This is a genomic window from Amycolatopsis aidingensis (genome assembly GCF_018885265.1).
Lineage (GTDB): Bacteria > Actinomycetota > Actinomycetes > Mycobacteriales > Pseudonocardiaceae > Amycolatopsis > Amycolatopsis aidingensis.
In genome coordinates this window covers 4,619,080-4,638,738 of record NZ_CP076538.1, presented here as the reverse complement: position 1 = coordinate 4,638,738, position 19,659 = coordinate 4,619,080, and the positions used below count along the sequence as shown (strand labels likewise).

The 19,659-nt window shown below is 69.2% G+C and carries 13 protein-coding genes and 1 pseudogene; 10 read left to right on the top strand and 4 right to left on the bottom strand.

The window, feature by feature from the left end; all coding sequences use genetic code 11:
• Window positions 1–5 precede the first annotated feature (5 nt).
• The 7 genes and pseudogenes from KOI47_RS21330 to KOI47_RS21300 all read left to right on the top strand — a co-directional run bounded on the left by KOI47_RS21330 (window position 6) and on the right by KOI47_RS21300 (window position 9,012).
• A complete protein-coding gene (locus KOI47_RS21330) occupies window positions 6–983 on the top strand; it encodes an ATP-binding cassette domain-containing protein (protein ID WP_216206338.1) in 978 nt (325 codons plus the stop codon).
• 45 nt (window positions 984–1,028) lie between these two features.
• A complete protein-coding gene (locus tag KOI47_RS21325) occupies window positions 1,029–1,871 on the top strand; it encodes an ABC transporter permease (RefSeq protein ID WP_216206337.1) in 843 nt (280 codons plus the stop codon).
• Between the two features lie 14 nt (window positions 1,872–1,885).
• Window positions 1,886–4,249: a non-ribosomal peptide synthetase gene (locus KOI47_RS21320; RefSeq protein WP_216206335.1), complete on the top strand. Its 2,364-nt coding sequence runs from the start codon at window positions 1,886–1,888 to the stop codon at window positions 4,247–4,249.
• A 185-nt stretch (window positions 4,250–4,434) separates the two neighbouring features.
• Window positions 4,435–5,423 (top strand): annotated as a pseudogene (sbnA, locus tag KOI47_RS21315) (2,3-diaminopropionate biosynthesis protein SbnA).
• Between the two features lie 65 nt (window positions 5,424–5,488).
• Complete coding sequence (locus KOI47_RS21310) at window positions 5,489–6,700, top strand: cytochrome P450 (RefSeq protein ID WP_216206331.1); 1,212 nt, start codon at window positions 5,489–5,491, stop codon at window positions 6,698–6,700.
• On the top strand, window positions 6,697–7,749 hold the full coding sequence (locus tag KOI47_RS21305; RefSeq protein WP_216206328.1) for a hypothetical protein: 1,053 nt from the start codon (window positions 6,697–6,699) through the stop codon (window positions 7,747–7,749). The genes KOI47_RS21310 and KOI47_RS21305 overlap by 4 nt, the downstream gene beginning before the upstream one ends.
• Window positions 7,750–7,848: 99 nt before the next feature.
• A complete protein-coding gene (locus KOI47_RS21300; RefSeq protein ID WP_216206325.1) occupies window positions 7,849–9,012 on the top strand; it encodes a cytochrome P450 in 1,164 nt (387 codons plus the stop codon).
• Between the two features lie 44 nt (window positions 9,013–9,056).
• Here the strand turns inward: KOI47_RS21300 and KOI47_RS21295 are convergent, their stop codons facing one another.
• A complete protein-coding gene (locus KOI47_RS21295; protein ID WP_216206322.1) occupies window positions 9,057–10,085 on the bottom strand; it encodes a LuxR C-terminal-related transcriptional regulator in 1,029 nt (342 codons plus the stop codon).
• A gap of 586 nt (window positions 10,086–10,671) precedes the next feature.
• Between KOI47_RS21295 and KOI47_RS21290 the strand changes: the two genes are divergently transcribed.
• Both KOI47_RS21290 and KOI47_RS21285 read left to right on the top strand, forming a co-directional pair.
• Window positions 10,672–11,724 carry a sensor histidine kinase gene (locus KOI47_RS21290; RefSeq protein ID WP_216206319.1) on the top strand — a complete coding sequence of 351 codons (1,053 nt, stop codon included), beginning with the start codon at window positions 10,672–10,674 and terminating at the stop codon, window positions 11,722–11,724.
• 150 nt (window positions 11,725–11,874) lie between these two features.
• Window positions 11,875–13,014, top strand: a complete 1,140-nt coding sequence (locus KOI47_RS21285; RefSeq protein WP_216206305.1) for a hypothetical protein — start codon at window positions 11,875–11,877, stop codon at window positions 13,012–13,014.
• Here the strand turns inward: KOI47_RS21285 and KOI47_RS21280 are convergent.
• Both KOI47_RS21280 and KOI47_RS21275 read right to left on the bottom strand, forming a co-directional pair.
• Window positions 12,981–13,634, bottom strand: coding sequence for a response regulator transcription factor (locus tag KOI47_RS21280; protein ID WP_232376152.1), 654 nt, complete (start codon window positions 13,632–13,634; stop codon window positions 12,981–12,983). The two genes, KOI47_RS21285 and KOI47_RS21280, sit on opposite strands and share 34 nt — an antisense overlap.
• A 121-nt stretch (window positions 13,635–13,755) precedes the next feature.
• Window positions 13,756–14,580, bottom strand: coding sequence for a carboxymuconolactone decarboxylase family protein (locus KOI47_RS21275; RefSeq protein WP_232376151.1), 825 nt, complete (start codon window positions 14,578–14,580; stop codon window positions 13,756–13,758).
• A gap of 143 nt (window positions 14,581–14,723) precedes the next feature.
• On the opposite strand from KOI47_RS21275, the gene KOI47_RS21270 reads away from it, so the two are divergent.
• A complete protein-coding gene (locus KOI47_RS21270) occupies window positions 14,724–17,336 on the top strand; it encodes a hypothetical protein (RefSeq protein WP_216206299.1) in 2,613 nt (870 codons plus the stop codon).
• Between the two features lie 23 nt (window positions 17,337–17,359).
• On the opposite strand, the gene KOI47_RS21265 is transcribed toward KOI47_RS21270, so the two are convergent.
• The gene (locus tag KOI47_RS21265; protein ID WP_216206296.1) at window positions 17,360–19,585 is read right to left on the bottom strand and encodes an ATP-binding protein; all 2,226 of its coding nucleotides are present in this window, start codon (window positions 19,583–19,585) and stop codon (window positions 17,360–17,362) included.
• Window positions 19,586–19,659 lie beyond the last annotated feature (74 nt).

Below are 19,659 nucleotides of genomic sequence, written 5' to 3'. Positions count from 1 at the left end.
GCCGGATGACTGAACAACACATGATCGAAGTGGACGATCTCCGGATGGAGTTCGGCGAGGTCACCGCGCTGGACGGGGTCAGCCTCGCGGTGCCGAAAGGGACCACGCTCGGGCTGCTGGGGCACAACGGGGCCGGCAAGACCACCCTGGTCAACGTGCTGTCCACCCTGCTGCCGCCGACCAGCGGCACCGCGCGGGTGTGCGGCCTCGACGTGACGAGCCGGGGCCGGGAGGTCCGCAAGCGGATCGGGCTCACCGGCCAGTTCGCCGCGGTGGACGACGAGCTTCCCGGCAGGGACAACCTGATCCTGCTCGCCCGCCTGCTCGGCGCGGGGCGCAGGCAGGCCCGCGCCAGGGCGGACGAGCTGCTCGAGCTGTTCGACCTCACCGAGGCCGCGGGCAGGCTGGCGAAGAAGTACTCCGGCGGGATGCGCAGACGGCTGGACGTCGCGGCCAGCCTTGTCGGTTCCCCGGACGTGGTCTTCCTGGACGAGCCGACCACCGGACTCGACCCCTCCGGGCGTAAGGCCGTGTGGGACATCGTCACCAAGCTCACCCAGAACGGCTCCACGATCCTGCTGACCACCCAGTACCTCGAGGAGGCCGACCAGCTCGCGGACGCGATCACCGTGTTGTCCAAGGGCAGGATCGTGGCCGACGGCACCGCGGCCGAGCTGAAGTCCGCGATCGGCAACCGCACGGTGACGGTCACCCTGCACAGCGCGGAGGACGCCCCGAAGGTGCTGGACGGCCTTGGCCGCGCGGGGCTGCGGCCGGTGCATGTGGACGATCGCAACGCCGTGACCACACCCGTCTCCGACTCCACCGACCTCGCCGTGGTCGTGCGGGCGCTGGACGAGGTCGGGGTCACCGTGGCCGGGCTGGCCTTCGCCGAACCCTCACTGGACGACGTCTACCTGGCGCTGACCGACGAGGTGACCGCGCCGGTGCTCCCGGAACCCGCCGCCGCGACGGCCGGCTGATCCCACAGGAAGCCTGAGCCCCACAGGAAGCGAGGAAGGATTCCGATGACCGCAGTCGCCGTGGACGGCGCCGGAGGCACCAGCACCGGCCAGGCCGGGGTGGTGGCCGACCGGTGGCCCGGCAGCGGGCTGGCCACCCAGGTCTTCATGCTGACCGCGCGGGCCGTCCGGCCGCTGCGGCAGCCGGGCATGGTGTTCGCCAGCCTGATCGAACCGCTGATCATCCTGCTGTTGTTCGGCGGCGTGTTCCAGGTTCTCGGCACGGTGCCGAGTTTTCCGGACGGGGTCGACTACATCGACTACCTGATGCCAGCCGTGCTGGTGATCGCCACCCTGACCAACGGGGTCAACTCCGGAACCGCGCTGATCAACGACCTGCGCAACGGCATGATCACCCGGTTGCGGGCGATGCCGATCCGGCTGCTGTCCGTGCTGCTGGCCCGCAGCTTCGCCGATTCGGTTCGTGCCCTGTCCCAGCTGGTGCTGATCAGCGTGCTCAGCGCGCTGATCTTCGGGTTCGCCCCGCCCGGCGGCCTGCTCGGCACGCTGGGTGCCGTCCTGATCGCGGTGCTGATCGGCTGGACCATCAGCTGGGTCTTCATCACCCTGGCCGCGGTACTGCGCAACGGCCAGATCCTCACCGCCATCACCACCGTGGTCACCTTCCCGTTGATGTTCGCATCCAACGCGTTCATCACCCTGGAGGCGCTGCCAGGGTGGCTGCGGGTGATCGCCGAGGTGAACCCGGTTTCCCACGCGATCTCCACCGCAAGGGACGCCGCGCTGGGTACCGTGCAGTTCGGCCAGGTGCTGCAGACCATGGGGATCTGCCTGCTGGCGGTGACGCTGCTGGCGACGATCGCCAACCGCGCGTTCAAGCGACCGTAGGCGGGGGAGCGGGTATGGACAGCGGAGATGTCGCGGGGGGTGCCCTGCCCCGGTGGGGCAGCGGGGAGGGCATCGCCACCCTGCCGCTGGCGCTGCCGGAGGACACCGGCGAGCGGCTGGCCGCCGTGGCCGCCGCACTCGGCGTGCGGGCGGAGACGGTGCTGCTGGCCGTGCACGCGAAGGTGCTCGCCGCGGTCACCGGCGAGGAGACGGTGGCGGCAGGGTACGCAGGCGCGGTACGGGAACTGGTGGTCGCCGAGGGCTCCTGGGCGCAGCTGGTGGCCGCGGTCGCGGCCGGGGCCGGGACCACGCCTGCCGATACCCGGACCGAGGCATGGACCGCGCTCACCGTGCACGAGGAACCTGCCGAGCCCGCCGGGGCTGAACTGATCCGGGTCGGGTTCACCGGCCTCGGCACCGGCCCCGCCTGTGTGCTGCGCTACCGCGCGGACGTGATCGGCCACGGCCAGGCCGAGCGGTTCGCCGGGTACCACGCGCGGGCGCTGGACAAGCTGCTGTCCGACGTGCACGCCGTGCAGCACACCGAGAGCCTGGTGTCCCAGGCCGAGCTGCGGCTGCAGATCCACGAGTTCGCCGGTGCCACCACCCCGGATCCGGACCGGCCGCCGCATGAGCTCGTCGAGGAGCTGGCGCGGCGCCACCCCGACCGTGTCGCGCTGTTGTACGGCGAGGTCAGCTGGACCTACCGGGAGCTGAACCGGCGGGCCAACCAGGTCGCATGGTGGCTGCTCGACTCGGGCCTGCGCCCGGAGGACCGGGTCGCGGTCATCGCGGACCGCAACCCGGAATGGGCCTCGGCGGTGCTGGGTACGCTCAAGGCCGGTGGCGCCTACCTTCCGGTGGAGCCGAACTTCCCCGCTGACCGGATCCGGACCATGCTGACCCAGTCCAACTGCGGGCTGGTGCTGGCCGACCGGAACGCGCCGGAGATCGACTCGGTACCCGCGGAATCGGTGCTCCTGCTGGGGGAGGAGCGCGGCCCATCCCGGGACGCCGATCCCGGGGTGGAAGTCACCGGCGACCAGCTGGCCTATGTGTACTTCACCTCCGGATCGACGGGCAAGCCGAAGGGTGCGATGTGCGAGCACGCCGGCATGCTGAACCACCTGTGGGCGAAGATCGAGGACCTCGGCATTGGCGAGGGCAGCGTGGTCGCCCAGGTCGCGCCGCAATGCTTCGACATCTCGCTGTGGCAGCTGATGTCGGCGTGGCTGGTCGGCGGTACGACCGCGATCATCGGCCAGGAGGAGATCCACGACACCGGCGAGTTCGTGGACGCCCTGCGCCGGTACCGGGTGGACGTGCTGCAGGTCGTACCCTCCTATTTGGAGGTTCTGCTGGCTCATCTGGAGGATACGGCGGCCGCGCCGCCTGCCCTGCGCTGCGTCTCGGTCACCGGCGAGCCGCTGAAGGCGGCGCTGGTGAATCGCTGGTTCGCACGGTTCCCCTCGGTGCCGCTGGTCAATGCCTACGGGCTCACCGAGACCTCGGACGACACCAACCACGCGGTGTTGCGTGCGCCGCTGGCAACGGGCCGGGTCCCGGTCGGCAGGCCGGTGCGCAATGTCCGGATCTACCTGGTGGACGAGCAGCTACGGCCGGTTCCGCTCGGCGCCCCCGGCGAGATCGTGTTCGCCGGGGTGTGTGTCGGCAGGGGCTACATCAACGATCCGGTGCGCACCAACCGGGCCTATCTCGCCGATCCCTACTTCCCTGGGCAGCGGATGTACCGCTCGGGCGACTACGGGCGGTGGCTGCCGGATGGCAACCTCGAGTTCCTCGGCCGCAGGGACGCGCAGGTGAAGATCCGCGGCTTCCGCGTCGAGCTCGGCGAGGTGGAGAACAAGATGTCCACCGTGGAGGGTGTGCAGGACTGCGCGGTCGTGGTACTGGCCGGAGCCGATCAGGTGGACCGGCTGGTCGGGTTCTACTCCGCCCCCGAGACGGTCACTCCGGAACGAGTGCGGGAGCGGATCGCCATGCTGCTGCCGTCCTACATGATCCCGAGCAACCTGCACCGGCGGGAACGGCTCCCGCTCACCGAGAACGGCAAGATCGACAAGAAACGCCTCCGCGAGCTTGCCGCCGAACTGGTCGGGCCGGAGGGCGACGAGCCCGCCGGTGACCGGCTGACCGGGCCGGAGCTGCGGCTGCAGCAGGCCTGGTGCGAGCTCTTCGGCCTGGCCCCCAGCTACGTGCACCGGCAGGCCAACTTCTTCGACCTCGGCGGAACCTCGCTGCTGGCGATCCGGCTTGCGATCAAACTGGACCGCTCCGTCACCCTGCAGGACGTCACGGAAACCCCGGTGCTCGCCGACCTGGCGAAGGTGCTGGAGCGCCGGCAGGCGCCTGCCTGACCGAGTGGTTGGGAGTTGCTGGGACATGTGAAGGGGAGTGGAGGAACGCGCGTTTTGGCGGAGCCCACGAGCGGGGAGGCGGGGCGAGTGAGGTGCGGAGGTGGCGGTCAGGGCTGGGAGTCCGAGTCCCGCCGAGCCGATCGTGCCGTGCGTTTCCAGGCGAACACTGCCCGGAGTGCGCCGCGATGCCCGTGATCAGCAGCCCGGAGGAGTTCAACAACAACGATCTCTATATCGACCTGCGGGCCGGCCTGGACCTACCGGTGTACCTGAAGTGCGAGGGATGAACTTCGCCGGGTCGGTGAAGCTGAAGGCCGCCAAGGAGATGGTGGCCGCCGCGGAGGAAAGCGGGGTGCTCACCGAGGATTCCGTGCTGATCGAGTCCTCATCGGGCAACCTCGGCGTGGCGCTGAGCATGATCGCCGCCAACCGGGGGCTGCGCTTCGTCTGCGTGACCGATGTGCGCTGTAACCTGGCCACCCGGCAGCTGATGGCGGCGTTCGGGGCCGAGGTGCACGTGGTGACCACCCCGCACCCCGGCAGCGGCCTGCTCGGTGCACGGCTGCGCCTGTTGCGCGAGATGTGCGCGGCCGACTCCCGGTACCTGTGGCTCAACCAGTATGCGAACCCGAGCAACTGGCTGGCGCACTTCCGCGGTACCGCACCGGCCATCGATCGTCGCTTCCCGCGCCTGCAGGTGCTGTTCGTCGGCGCGGGCACCACAGGCACGCTGATGGGCTGTGCCAGGTACTTCCGGGCCGCGGACCTGCCGGTCCGGATCGTCGCGGTGGACAGTGTCGGCTCGGTGACCTTCGGGATGCCACCGGCAAGGCGGCTCATTCCCGGCCTCGGAACCGGCGTGCTGCCGCCGATCCTGGACCGGTCGCTGGTGGACGAGGTCATTCACATCGAGGAGGAGGACACGGTGCGGATGTGTCACCGGCTGGCCCGCGCGGGCTTTCTGTTCGGCGGTTCGACCGGGACGGTGCTGGCAGGCGCCGAGCGCTGGCTCGCGGCGAACCGGCTCGGGGAGGCCGGCACGGCGGTGGCGATCGCTCCGGACCTGGGAGAGCGTTACCTGGACACGGTTTACCAACCCTCGTGGGTGGAGAATGCATACGGGATCGACCCCTCGGCGGCGGTGGGCCGGACGGCGTTGGACCAGACGAGTTAAACCCTGGGCGGGAGTTCTCCACGTACTCATTGCCCACCCTGTTGGCCACTGGCACGATTGCCCGCATGACTGGCATCGAGCAGAAACACGATCCCCCGCGTCTGTCGAGTGTGGACGATCCATCGATGCTGATCGACTGGCTGCGGAGAACCGGTGCGGAAACACCGGTGCACTTCGATCCGGAACGGCAGCTGTGTCAGGTCTTCCGGCACGCCGACATCATGTCCGTCGTCGCGGACTGGGAGACCTTCTCCTCCGACGACCGGCATCTGGTGCCGCAGACGGACGGCTTCCAGACGTTCACCAAGGGAAACCTGGCCAGCCTGGACCCACCCCGCCATCATCAGTTGCGCAAGCTCGTCAGCAAGGTGTTCACCCCGCGCACGGTGGCCACCCTGGAGCCGCGGATCACCGAACTGGTCGACCGGCAGCTGGACGGTTTCGGCACCGGTGAGGTCGATCTGGTCGACACCGTGACCAACCCGGTCCCCGCGCTGGTCATCGCCGAACTACTCGGCATTCCCGAGCAGGATAGGGCGATATTCCAGCGCTGGGCCTTCGACATGGTCGGCCTCGGTGGCCAGGTCGACGTCACCGATCCGGACGAGGCCGGGGACGCGATGTCCGGAATCTCCCGGATCATGAACGATATGAACGAGTACGCCTTCGACCAGATCGCTCAGCACCGGCGGCATCCCGCCGATGACCTGATCACCCGCCTGGTCGAGGCCGAGGTCGACGGGATGCGGCTGGACGACGAGGAGATCGTCGGGTTCGTGCTGCTGCTGTTCCTCGCCGGGCATATCACCACCACTCTGACCCTGGGCAGTATGCTGCTCTGCCTCGACGACAACCCGGCCACCGCGGCCGCCGTGCGCGGCGACCCGGATCTGATCCCCGGCGTGATCGAGGAGACGATGCGCCAGCGCCCGCCGTTCCCCACCTCCAAGCGGCTGGTCACCCGGGACACGGAGATCCGCGGGGTACCGGTTCCGGAGGGCGCGGGCGTGGTGCTGTGGCTGGCGGCGGGCAACCACGATGAGGAGGTGTTCGAACGGCCGGGCGAGTTCGACCCCGTGCGCTCGCCGAACCAGCACCTGGGATTCGGCGCGGGGATCCACTTCTGCCTCGGTGCCGGGCTGGCGCGGCTGGAGGCACGGGTGGTCCTGCGGCGGCTGCTGGCCAGGTATCCCGGGCTGGAGGTCGACCGGCAGGCAGTCCGGTTCTACGGCAGCACCTCCATCGTCGGTCCGAGGCTGCTCCCGGTGCGGTTGTGACCGGGCGCGACAGCGGGCTGCCGGGGGAGGGGCCTGCCCCGGTGGACCCCGGCAGGTACTCCCTGCTCGCGGCGGTGAGCTGCCTCGCCGCCGCGGTGGCCTTCCTGGTGGCCGGGCTTACCGGGGCGGCCGATGTGACCCCGATGCCGGCCGCGCCGTGGCAGGTCGTGGTGCCGGCGGCCGTGCTCGCCGCGGTGCTGTCCGTGCTGCGTCCCGCCCCGCACCACGCCCGCCTGCTGCTGGCCGGTGAGGTTCTCGCGGGCGTGCTGATGCTGGCGGGCAGCCTCGGCAGGCTGCCGCACAACCTGCTGTTCGCCATTGTGTGGTCGCTGATGAAGATCACCGGCGCAACCCCGGCCTTCGAGATGGTGCCGCAGTGGGGGAAGTTCGTGGTGCATCTGGTGACCCTCGGCGCGGGGATCGCGCTGCTGCTGCGCATCCGGCACCAGCTGCGCACCGAACCGGGGCTGGCCTCCCTGCGCGAGCGCCGGGGAAGCAGGCTGGCGCCGGAACGGGCGAGCGGGCTGCTGCGCCGGATCGCGGTGGTGGCCGCGGTGGCACCGTTGCCCTACGGGGTGCTGAAGGTCGCCTGGGCGCTGGGCTGGCGGGGTGGTTTCGCCGAAGACGACGCCTTCCGCGACGTGCAGGTGCAGACACCCGGATTCGGCGATACCGGGGTACTGGCCGGGGTCGCCGTGGTCATCGCGGTGCTGATGGCCGTTCCGGTGGCCGGACGCTGGGTCCGGCGTGCCCTGGTGACCATCGGCGCGGTGGGGGCTCTCATGCTGGTTCCTGCGGGGGCGGTCGGGTGCTATGACCTGGTGCTGACCGCGCTCGGCTTCGACCGGCACGAGCTGTCCAGTATCGCCCTGTGGGCGTTCGTACTGGTGTACCCGACCCTGCTGCTGTGGGGGCTGGCACTGGCGGCGGAGACCTGGCTCTACTGGGTGGTCACGAAGCGGAACCCGGCCGTCGACGGCAGCGGATCCGACCAGGCCGCTGCCCGTGGGACAGCCAAGGAATCGGATTACCTGAATCGAAGTACTTGATGTTTCTTGTCAGCTCTGTCGAGCACGTGCCAGATTATTCCCATGGAAGGCGTCCCGCGGATGCATGAAGCTCCGCAGTTGTCCACAGGCGATGACCCCATGATTCTCGTCGACTGGATCAACTGGATGCGAACCGAGCATCCGGTGCATTTCGATCCGGAGCGGAAGGCGTGCCAGGTCTTCCGGCACAGCGACATCATGACGGTCTACAACGACTACGAGACCTTCTCCTCAGACGACGGGCACGCCCGGCCACCGGACGAGGAAATCCGGATCATCACGAGGGGAAACCTCGCAAACCACGATCCGCCGCGGCACCAGAAGCTGCGCAGGCTCGTCAGCAAGGCCTTCACCCCACGGGTGATCAGTGGGCTACGGCCGCGAATCACCGAGCTTGTCGACGCGCATCTCGACCGAATGGAAACCGACGAGGTCGACCTGGTCAGCACGTTGACCAACCCGATACCGGTAATGGTGATCGCCGAACTGCTCGGGATTCCGACCGAAGACAGGAAGATATTCCAGGAGTGGGGCGACGGCCTGATCTCGCTCAGCAGGCGGATCGAGGTGACCGAAAAGGTCTCCGAGGCAGGCGAGGGCATCAAGTCCGGTTTCAGCACCATCATCAAGGAGATGAACGCCTACGCCTTCGACCGGATCGCCTGGCGGCGCAGGCATCCGGGGGACGACCTGATCACCCGTCTCGCCGAGGCGGAGGTGGACGGGCAGCGGCTGGACGACGAGGAGATCGTCGGGTTCGTGCTGCTGATGTTGATGGCCGGGCATGTCACCACCACCCTGACCCTCGGCAACATCATGCTGTGCCTCGACGACAATCCGGCGGTCACGGCCGCGGTACGCGCCGACCCGGAGCGGGCCTCCGCGGCGGTCGAGGAAACCCTGCGCCAGCGTCCCCCGTTCCCGACCTCGAAACGCCGGACGGCCAAAGACACCGTGCTCGGCGGGGTCGAGATACCGGCCGACACGATGGTGGTGATGTGGCTCGCCTCGGCCAACCTGGACGAGGCGGTTTTCGCCGACCCGGCGACCTTCGACCTCGACCGTTCTCCGAATCCGCACCTTACCTTCGGCGCGGGCATTCACTTCTGCCTCGGCGCGGGGCTGGCGCGGCTGGAGTCGGAGATCGTGCTGCAACGGCTGCTGGCGCGCTTTCCCGAGGTGCGGATCGACCGATCCGGGGTGCGGTATTACGGTAGCACCTCGGTACACGGCCCGGACTACCTCCCGGCGCGGCTGCGTTAGCGGACCGCGCCGGGGCGAAACCGAGTCGACTCGGGAGGGATGCGTTACTGGTTTTCCTTGGTGGCGGGTAGCAAACCGGCTCGGGAGGCCGCGACCGCGAGCTGGAACCTGGTCTTGACCTCGAACCGGTCGCAGAGATCGGCGAGGTACCTTCGCAGCGTCCGGGTGGAGATGTCCAGTTTGCGCGAGATCGCCTCGTCGGAGCGTCCGCAGTTCAGCTCGACCAGGATGGCGATCTCGATGTCCCGCCAGACTTCCTGGTCGTACTTGTACTCGGAGATCGGGCGGGCCCGATCCCAGACGTGTTCGAAGAGCTGGGCGAGAAACGCGAGCACGCTCGGATCGCGGACCAGCGCGGCGCTGCCGTTGCAGTCCGGCTCCATCGGCAGAATGGCGAGATTGTCATCCAGCAGGATCAGCTGCGTGGGCAACGCCGCCGCGGTACGCGGCTCGGCGCCGTCCTCCTGGATCTGCCGTAGATAGTTCATCGCGTCCCGTTGGCGCCGGGCCGAGTGCGGGAACACAGCGCGGATCTCGACCCCGCGGTCCAGTACGGCGCGGTCCAGCGCGTAGCCTGCCCGCAGCGCTTCCGGCGAGGAGATGGTCGGGTAGAGGGCGCGAACGCTTCGATTGACCTCTTTGGACAGATCGACCAGCTTCTCCCTTACCTTTTCACCATCCATCAACTTCTCGGTTCCGGGGAGTTCGATCGCCTCGTCATGATCGCGTGCGCACCACACCTGGAGCTGGTCGAGCAGATCGTTCACCGAGGTGGCCTGCTTGCTGAGCCGCATGTACTCGGCGCGCAACTGCTTGACGAGATCGACGATCGCCGCGTCCGGGGACTGGGTGAGCTGCTGGAGTGAGTCGGCGGGGGAGTGCCGCCCGAACTTGTGCGCCTGTAGCTGGTTGAGTGCGGCGGCGGCTTTCTCGTTGGTCAGGCCGGTGGTGGAGGCGTAGTCGGACTTGGTGGCGGGACCGTTCAGCAGGAAGCTGTATATCGCGCGTTCGGCGTCGTCCAGGTTGTCCAAGTTGACGACGGGGCGGCCGGGCCGCCGGCTGAACTTAGTCATAGAACCCCCAAAGTTCATCTCTACGTCCGTCACGCGCACTCAGCCTAGCTGCCGGTAAGTACTCCCGCTTCGACGTGGAGTACTACTCACCCAATCACTTCCGGCCCGTAGCGCGGACGGTACCAAATGTTCAGGCGCCGCTGGGTGAAGTTCGCCAACTCGACGACCTCGATCCTTCTTGACACGGCCTGGCGCAACAACCGTTGCACGATGATTCTTGAAAATAATTCAGGATTCGGGTCGGGGGCAGGACGTCACCGGAGACCGAAGTGGCTCGGCCCGGCCGCGCGGGCAGGCCACTTCGGTCGGATTGGTACCTCCCGGCACGGTAGGGCGATTCGGCGAGGGACATTGACGGTCAATCACCCCGCAATCCCGAGCCGCGCGCGACCCTCCGATGGAGGGTTCTCGGTATGTCGACCTCGTGGTACGTTGACTCCGCCGAAGCGTCTGGGGGCGCTCGCGCTTGTTCACCGTCTTCCGCGGATGACGGTGCGGTGCAGAACGGAGTTCCGCCTTGGCTGGGGAGGTTGAACGTGAACTGACGCGGCTCGTTGTCCGTTATGCCGCGCAGGTCCGCTGTGCAGTGATTGTCGCGTGCGGGCTGCTCGCGGTCATTGGCGTGTCCGCGGACCTGCGCGGTAGCACGATCGGCATCGTGCTGCTCGCGATTTGTTGGAGTGTCGTCCATCTGGTGTTCACTCGCCGGACGACGAGGCCGGATCGCTTGCTGGGCGCCGATCTGCTCGTGCTGTCCGTGGTGTGCCTGACCCAGATATGGTCCGTTTCCACCGGACCCGCCGAGCACGGCGGCACCTGGGTGTGCGTGGCGATCAGTATCGTTATCGTTACGTACCAATGGATCCTGCCGTTGTGGTGGGGTTTGGCAGTCGCCGCGTTCCTGGTGGCCATGGACCTGGCCGGGGTGGCGATCGCGGCTGGCGGGCAGTGGGTGTCGGCGCTGCCGATCTGTGCCTGGCTGCTGGTGGAGGCCGCGCTGTCCCGTGCGGTCTGGTTCCTGGTGCGGAGCAAGGCGCGGACCGCGGATGTGGCTGCGCGGCGGGCGGCACAGGCTCAGCGGGACGCCGCGGTCGCCAGGGCGGGCCGGGCTGCCGAGCGCGAACGTCTTTCTCTCTTACATGACACCGCATGCACCACGTTGATGATGGTGGCGGCCTCGGCGCCGGTGCCGGCGGCGGAGTTGCGTGCCCAGGCTCGCCGTGACCTGGACCGGCTCACCGGCGAGGAGTCGCCCGCTCCCACCACGGATCTCGGGCGGTTACTGACCGAGGAAAGCGACCGGCATCCGATCCGGGTGTGTACCGAGATCGCCGGACCGCTGGAGCTGCCGACCGAGGTCGCCGTGACGTTGCGCAACAGCGCGGCGGAGGCCCTGCGCAATGTGGTGCGGCATGCGGGTGTCGATCATGCCTTGCTGCGCGCGGGTAGCGGGGAAACCGGGATCTTCGTGGAGATCAGCGATACCGGGCGCGGGTTCGACCCGGAGCGGGTCCCTCCGTATCGGCGCGGGCTGGCGCTTTCGGTCCGCGAGCAGGCGACGGCCGCGGGCGCCAGGGTGAACATCCGCTCAGGACGGCGGCAGGGCACCGTGGTCTCGCTGGAGTGGCCGGATGCCTGAGAGTCGGTTACTGACCCGGAGCTTCGCCGCTCGAGGCGAGTGGACGAACTCGCGCTGCGGAGTCCACGGGCGGCGAGGCCGGGCGTATGATCTGCGAGGGTGACGATGGGGACCGAGTCCGAGCCCGGTCGAGCCGACCGTGCCGCGAGTTTGGGAACAGGCACTGAGGACACCGAGTACGTGGTCCGGCGGTTGCTCGGTGGGTTGCGGCTGGCGCTGGTGGTCACGGTCACGACGATCCACTGTGGACTAGCGTTGCCGACGCTGCTGGCGCACCAGGACGAGTACGCCACTCCGGTGCTGCACTTCACCCTGTTCGGCGCGCTGACCGTTCTGCTCGCCGGTTGTATCACCCTGCTGCTGCGCGGGACGGCACTGCCGAGGATGGTGTGGCTGGGCGGGGCGCTGGGGGTGCTGGTCGCAGGCGGGATGGTGACCCACGATCTCGCCGTCGCGCAGATCGTCGACTCGGCGGACTGGCTGTTCCTGGCGGCAGGCTGGTACGGCCTGTTGCTCCTGCTCGACGTCCGGTTGCGTTACCTGGTGTGCTTCTTCGCCGCGCACGCGACCCTGGTGCTGGCGCGGTTGCTGGTCGCGGGGATGCCGAGCGCCGCCGAGGTCGCGGAGAAGGCGACCAGGGCACTGATCGTCTACGGGTTCCAGCTCACGATGGTCGCCGCGGTCGTGCTGCTGCGCCGGTCCGCGCGGCAGGCGGGGGCGGCGATCGCGGAACGGGAACGGGTGCTGACCGGCGAGGCCGTGGCCGGCCGGATCCACCGGGACCGGCAGGAACACTATGCCCGGTTGGGGGAGAGCGTCCTGCCGCTGCTCGGCGGGCTGTCCGACGGCACGCTGGACCCGGCCGACGAGGCGGTCAAGGCCGGCTGCGCGTTCGAGGCCGCCCGGATGCGCAGGCTGTTCGCCGAGAACGACCAGGCCGACGACCAGCTGCTGCACGAGCTGCGCGCGTGTATCGACCTCGCCGAGCGGGGCGGGGTACTGGTCCAGCTCGCCGTGCGGGGGCAGGGGCGTCCGCTGCCGGTGGAGGTGCGCAGGGCCCTGACCGACCCGATCCTCGCGGCGCTGGCCACCACCCGGCACGCGGCACGGGTCACCCTGCTGTACGGCGACCGGGTACGGGTGAGTGTGGTGACCGACCGGCCAGGGGCCGAACCGCCCCGGCCCGCGCACCCGGAGGTCCGCCTGCACACCCTCGCCGACGACACCCGGTTCTGGGTGGAGGCGAGCTGTGCGGTTCACAGCTCGTCCAGCCCGATCAGCCCGTCCTGAATCGCCCTGGCGACGAGGGTGGCCTTGGTGCTGGCCGGGCGGCCCACATTGGCGTACTTGATGCGTACCCGGTCGAGGTAGGAGTTGACGGTACGAACCGAGAGTCCCAGTTTCTCGGCGACCATGCCCTTCGACTCGCACTGGAACCACTCCACCAGCACGTCGGCCTCCCGCGGGGCCAGGGTGGGCCTGCTCGGCCGGGTGTCCGTGCCGATCGCCCCGGCCAGCGCGGGCGGGGTGTACGGAAGGCCCTGTGCGGCCGCCTGCGTGGCGGCTACCAGGTGCGGCTCCCCCTCGGCCTTGGTGAGATAGCTGAGTGCCCCGAGATCCAGGCAGGTCAGGGCGGCCTCCTGGCTGTCGACCATGGTGTAGACGATGACCCGCCTGCCCTCGTCCACCAGCTGCCTGATCATGCGATAACCCGGCACTCCGCCGGAGAGGTACAGGTCGACGACCACCACATCGGCGGCGGAACCGGATTCGGTGCGGGCCGCCGAGACGTCCTCGCCGCTGGCGACCACCTCGATCGGCGGCCGCGCCTGCGCGTACCAGGACCGGATACCGGCCAGGACCACCGGATGATCATCGATCACCGCTACCGTGATGGCACTCGACGGCACCCGGTGCTCACCCCCTGTTCGCCATCGGGACAGCCTGCTGCCCGGCGACTGAATCGTTGCACCTGGATGATACGGGCTAAACCCTGCCTCCCGTGGGCTCTCCGAGCAGGCTGGCGGACGGTCAGTCCCGCTCGGCGAAGGCGGCGCGGGCCACGGAGATGCCGTTCAGCGCTGCCGGGAAGCCGACATAGGCTGCCGTGTGCAGGATCGTCTCCAGTGCCTCCTGCCGGGTGCCGCCGACGTTGAGCAGCCCGTGTACATGCACCTTCAGCTGGGGCGCCGCCGTGCCGAGCGCGGTGCACGCGGCGACCGTGACGATCTCCCGTTCCCGCAGGTCGAGCCCCGGCCTGCAGTAGACCTCACCGAAGGTGAACTCGATCAGATAGCGGACCAGGTCGGGTGCCAGCTCCGCCAGGCTCGCCGCCACCCTTTCCCCGGCCTCGCCGTCGATGCGGCGCATCGCCTCGAGTCCGCGCTGGTAGCGGTCCCCTTCCATGGGCGCGGGTTCCGGTGTGGGCCGGGGAGCGGGTGGCAGCTCATCGAACAGCTCCTTGACGACGCCGAGCGCGTTGATCGTCGCCGGAAAGCCCGCGAAGGAGGCCACCTGGAGCACGGCTTCCACGAGCTGCTGCCGGGAGCAGCCCACCCGCAGTGCCGCGCCGAGGTGGAACTTCAGCTGCGCCTGGGCATAACCGAGGGTGGCCAGGATGCCGATGGTGGCCAGCTGCCGCTGCGGCAGGCTCAGCCCGGGGCGGTGATAGAGCTGCCCGTAGACGAAGGCGACGGACTGCCGGCCGAAGTCCTCGGCGAAGTCGGAGAAGAGGTCGAGCACCGCGGGCCGCTCGGTGCCGCCGAGCCGCTGCAACAGCGCGTAGCCGCGGGCATAGTCGTCGGCGATCTCCCCGGTCCGTCCGATGTCCTCCCCTGGTGAGCTGTCCTCCGGCACTATCCGCCTCCCTGTCCGTTCGCGCCGCGGCAGATCCACTCCCCGCAGGAGTATGTCAGCACAGATTTCCTTTCGGCGCTTCCGGCTGCGGTAGGTCAGTGATATCGCTGCGTGACCGGTGTCGTGGTGCCTAGAGTGTTCGCGTGGGTTCATCCGGTGACGTGCACAACGAGAGTCGTGCCTCGGCGAACGTCGTCATCCAGGCTGGGGCGATCGGTGGTGGCGTCCACCTGCACGGTGCCAATCCGGTCGGGTCGCTCACCGCTCGCCCGATTAGTCGGTGGGGCCCGCTTCAGCTGGATGTGCACCGGGCGATCGTGGTCGGCGGGGATCTGCCCGAGCTGCCAGGGTATCTGCGTCGTGAGCATGACGACCGCATCGATGAGTACCTGGCTGAGCTGGATGGCGCCCAGATGCTTGTGATCACCGGTGAGTCCTCGACGGGGAAGACTCGCGCCCTCTACGAGGCGGTGCACCGACACGAGGTGTTGCGGGAATGGCCGCTGGTGTATCCGCGCACGGCGGACGAGTTACTTGCGTTGCTGGGCGGCGGAGTCGCCTCGCGAACGGTGATCTGGCTGAACGAGTCGCAGAACCACTTGTCTGGCCCGCACGGTGAACAGGTCGCGGCCCACCTGCGGGAACTGCTCATTCGGCCGAAGCCAGTGGTCGTGCTGGGCACGCTGTGGCCGCGGTACTGGGACGAGTTTACCGGCGCACCGGATGGCCTCGACGGACGTTCCCAGGTCCGGGCATTGCTGCAGCACGGTGTGCGGCGGGTGCGGGTGGCTGATCGGTTCAGCCCTGAGCAGATCGCGCTGGTTGGTGCCGATCGCACGGCCGATCCTCGGTTGGCCGCGGCGGTGTCGGCCTCGCCGGACCGCCGGGTCATCCAGACCATCGCCGGAGGGCCCGCCCTGGTTGAACGCCACGAACATCCGGAGACCCCGCGGGATCGCTACGCCGCCGCCATTGTGACCGCAGCTTTGGATGCGCGGCGGCTCGGCCATCAGGTCCCGGTGTCCCGTGCCCTGCTGGGCGATGCCGCACCCGGCTATCTCGGTGCCGAGGACCTCGTCGATACTCCAGACGACTGGTTCGCCGAGGGCTTGGCCCGTGCTGCCGGTCAAGCCGCGCACGGGATCACCGCTTTGGTCCCGCGTCGGCGGGAAGCCGGCCCCGGGCCTGCTGATGCCTACGAGCCGCACGACTACTTGGATCAGCACGGCAGGAGGACCCGGCGTGACGCTGTCGTGCCTGCCACCCTGTGGCAGGCGTGCGCGGAGCACGCCCTGGACCCCGAGGATCGCGCACGGCTGGCCGAAAGTGCCTATCGGCGCTTGGTTTTCCGGTATGGCGACCGGTTGTGTGGCCAGGCCATTGAGGCGATGGCCACGGGGACTCAGCATCGCATGGTGGCCACTCTGGCCGGCTACGGCAGGGTGGAGCTGGCGATGGAGGTCGTCCGCACCATTCCGCGGCCACTGCCGGAAGAGGTCCAGTCCGGCCTTTTCGACACCACTGTGCGGCAACTGGGGGAGCAGGGTAGGTATGCGGAGGCCGAGCATCTGGTGCGGGCCCTGATCGACTCCTTCGGCGACGACCTCCGTGCTCCCTCGGTGGTCGATTGGGTCCGAATGCTGGCCAGGGCGAAGGGGCCGGATACGGCCGCCGATCTTGTTCGGCGAGTCGCGAACCGGCGATATGCAGAGGTGGGGCAGGAGGACCAAGCCATCCGCGGTGAGCAGTTGGTGCTCGCCGAACGCTTCGGCGAAGTACTAGCCACAGTGCTTGCAGAAAACGACCGGTGGCCCGAGGCACTCACGGTCGTCCGGAAGGCCCTCGGTGGGCGGGCTGGGCCATGGCTGACCGACGAGTGGGCGGAGCAGTGGCTGGCGCACCAGCTCGCGGCCAGCGGCAACCTGCAACGCCTCCATGAACTTGCCGCTGCCGACAGCCCCACTGCCGCACTCCTGCTCGCCGAGCGGGAGTGCGACCAAGGTGACGAGGACGCGGTGAACCGCTACCTTTCGGACATGATGTCCAGGCCCGCTCTGGACGCGCGGCCGTTCGAGCTGCTGATCGGGCGCGGGGAGGTGGACAAGGCGGTGCAGTTGCTGCACCGGCACGGCTCGGAGCCGCAGCAGGTCGAGCGGCCCGCCTGGGATCGGAGTATGACCCCCTTCGAGGCGGAACTGGTCGCACTTGCCGACACCCTTGCCTCGCACGGCTATACCGAACGCGCGATCACCATGCTCACCGAGTACGTGGGCACCGACGGCGCCGACGCCTCACATAATGTTGTACGTGCCTTGGCCGATCGGCTGGCCGAGGCCGATCGCTGGGCCGAGGCGCTCACGCTCGTCCGCAGGAACCGGCATTGGATGCGGGACTGGTTGCCGAGGCAACTGGCGAGGTCGGGCAACCTGACCAAGCTGCGCGCACTGGCCGACGAAGAACCGCGCTACGCCCGGCAGATACTGGTCGACGCCCTGCTGGAGCGGGGTGAGATCACCGCCGCCCTTGCCGCACTGCGCGAGTACGCCGAACGCGGCGACTACCCGGCTCGCGAGCGGCTGGCCCGCGTGCTGGCCGACCACGGGTGCGTCACCGAGCTTCGGGAGCGCACCGCGGCGGGGGACGGCGCCGCTGCGCAGTGGCTGCTCGCGCTCGCCCGTGCGGGTCGCGTCCCGGACGGGCAGGCCCTGCTCGAACATGGCCTCACTCCCGATGGCGCGGTCGCGACGAACCCCTGATGTCGGCCGCGGCCTGCCCGCGGTCACCAGGACGCGCGGACCCGGGCCTCGCCGACCATGCGCGGATCGAGCACGTCGCGCAGGTCGTCCGCCCGTTCCCAGCACCGGCGGGCCGCATCCGGACGGCCGGATGCCGCATGGACGTTGCCGAGGCCGGTCAAGGCCCGCGCGGTCTCGTACCGGCTGCCGCACTCCTCGCCGAGCTCGGCGGCACGCTCGTAGTGGGCGGCCGCGGCATCATGGTCGCCGGATCGGAACAGCGCCCACGCCACACAGTTGACCGACATGGTCGTATCCAGGCTCGACCCCAGCGCGACGAACTCGGTGTACGAAAGCTCGGCGTGTTCCACCGCGTCGGCATAGTGGCCGAGTTCGGTCTCCACCAGCGCGACCCCGCGGAGGGCGATCGCGGCATTGCGGGAGTTGCCCATCCTCCGGTACGCGGTGAGGGCGTCCTCGAGCCCATGCAACGCGCGTTCATGGTCGCCTGTGTAGAGCGCGGCCCACGCGAGGTTCGACATCGTGTTGGTGTGGCCGTGCTCGTCGCCGAGTTCGCCGAACAGTTCCAGTGCTTCCTCGTAGTAGCCGATGGCCACGGACAGGTCGCCGCGGTCGACATATGCGATACCGAGGTTGTTCAGGGTCATGGCCAGCGCCCGGTCGTCGCCCTCGGCCCGCGCCGAGGTCACCGCGAGCCGGTGGGTTTCGATCCACGGGTCCCAGAGTTTGGCGTGGAAGAAGAAGTCCCGTAGCAGGAAAGCCAGTTGCCAGCACCGGCCGTGGAAACCACGGGCGGCGGCGAGACGGCACAGGCCGACCAGGCTGGGCCACTCGCGGTCGGTCCAGGCGAGCGCGCTGGCCCGGTCCGGAAAACTCCGCGACCCGGCAGGCAGGTGCCCGGGGTCGATGGGCATGCGATAGCGGTGGGGTGCGAGCAGTTCGTCGGCGGACCTGGCGAGCAGGAGGCTGTGGTCGAGCAGCCGGCGCACGGCGGCGTCCTGCTCTGCGGGATCGGTGGCCGGCAGGATCGTGGATCTGGCGAAGTCCCGGAGCAGGTCGTGCATGGACACGTGGTCGACGTGGCCACGGGCGACCAGATGGGCGTCGTCGAGCCGGTCGACGAGCGCCTGCGCCTGAGCCGGTTCCAGGTCGGCCAGGGCCGCGACGTCGTGGATCTCGACCTCCCTGCCCGGATGCATGGCAAGCAGCGCGAACACCCGCAGCTGCTCCGGCGGCAGCGCCCCGACCGAAAGGCTGAACGCCGCCGCCACGCTACGGTCCCCGTCATTCAGCACGCCGAGCCGCGCGGTCTCGTCGGCGAACCGCTGCGCGAAGTCGTCCAGCGACGATGCCGGATCCGTCCGGAAGCGGGCCGCGGCGATGCGGATCGCCAGCGGCAGCCCGCCGCAGCTCGCCACGATCCGTTCGACCAGGTCGCCCCTGGCGGCCGCCGCGTGGTCCCCACCGACCGCGCGGAACAGGGTCACCGCCTCGGCCATGGGCAGCACGTCCATGGGTACATGTACCGCGTCGTCGAGCGCGTTGAGCCGGTTTCGGCTGGTGATGATCACTCGGCACCTCGGTTCGGTGGGCAGCACCGGTCCGACCTGGGCCGCGCTGATCGCGTTGTCCAGCACGAGCAGGCAGCTCCGGCCCCGTAGCCAGCCGCGATACAGGTTGGCGCGCCCGTCGGGATGGGAGGGAATCCGCTCGCCGGGCACGCCGAGCATCCGCAGCAACGGATCGAGAACGTCCTCCGCGCCGGCCGTCACGCCGTCGGCGGCATGGTCACCGAGGTCGAGGAAGAGGCAGCCATCCGGAAAGGACTCCGCGGATTCCCAGGCTGCGCGCAGCGCGAGGGCGGTCTTGCCCACACCAGCCATTCCACTCAGGACGCAGGTTCCTTCCGCGCGTTCGCCGCTCAGGACGGACACGGCGGCCGCGAGCTCGTACGTCCGGCCGGTGAAATGCAGGGTCGACGGCGGCAGGCCCACCAGCGGGGTGACCGTGGCGCGGCGGGACCGGCGGTCCGGTTTCTCCGGCATCAGCGCGGCCAGCGCGCCCTCCGCCTGGAGCACCCGGTCGCAGGCCTCGGCGAACTGCCGGTTGCCCGCGGCCCTGCCGGTCTCCACCTTGCTGAGGTAGCCCTTGCTGTAGTGGATGAGCCGGGCGAACGCCGCCTGTGAGTACCCGGCCGCCTCCCGTCCGCGCCGCAGTTCGCCGCCGAACCCGCCATCCCTTCGATCCATGATGTGCATGATGCCCGCGATGGCGTCCGCGGGAACGGCGGACTACCCGGTTAGTGCAACCACCGCAAGGCGGC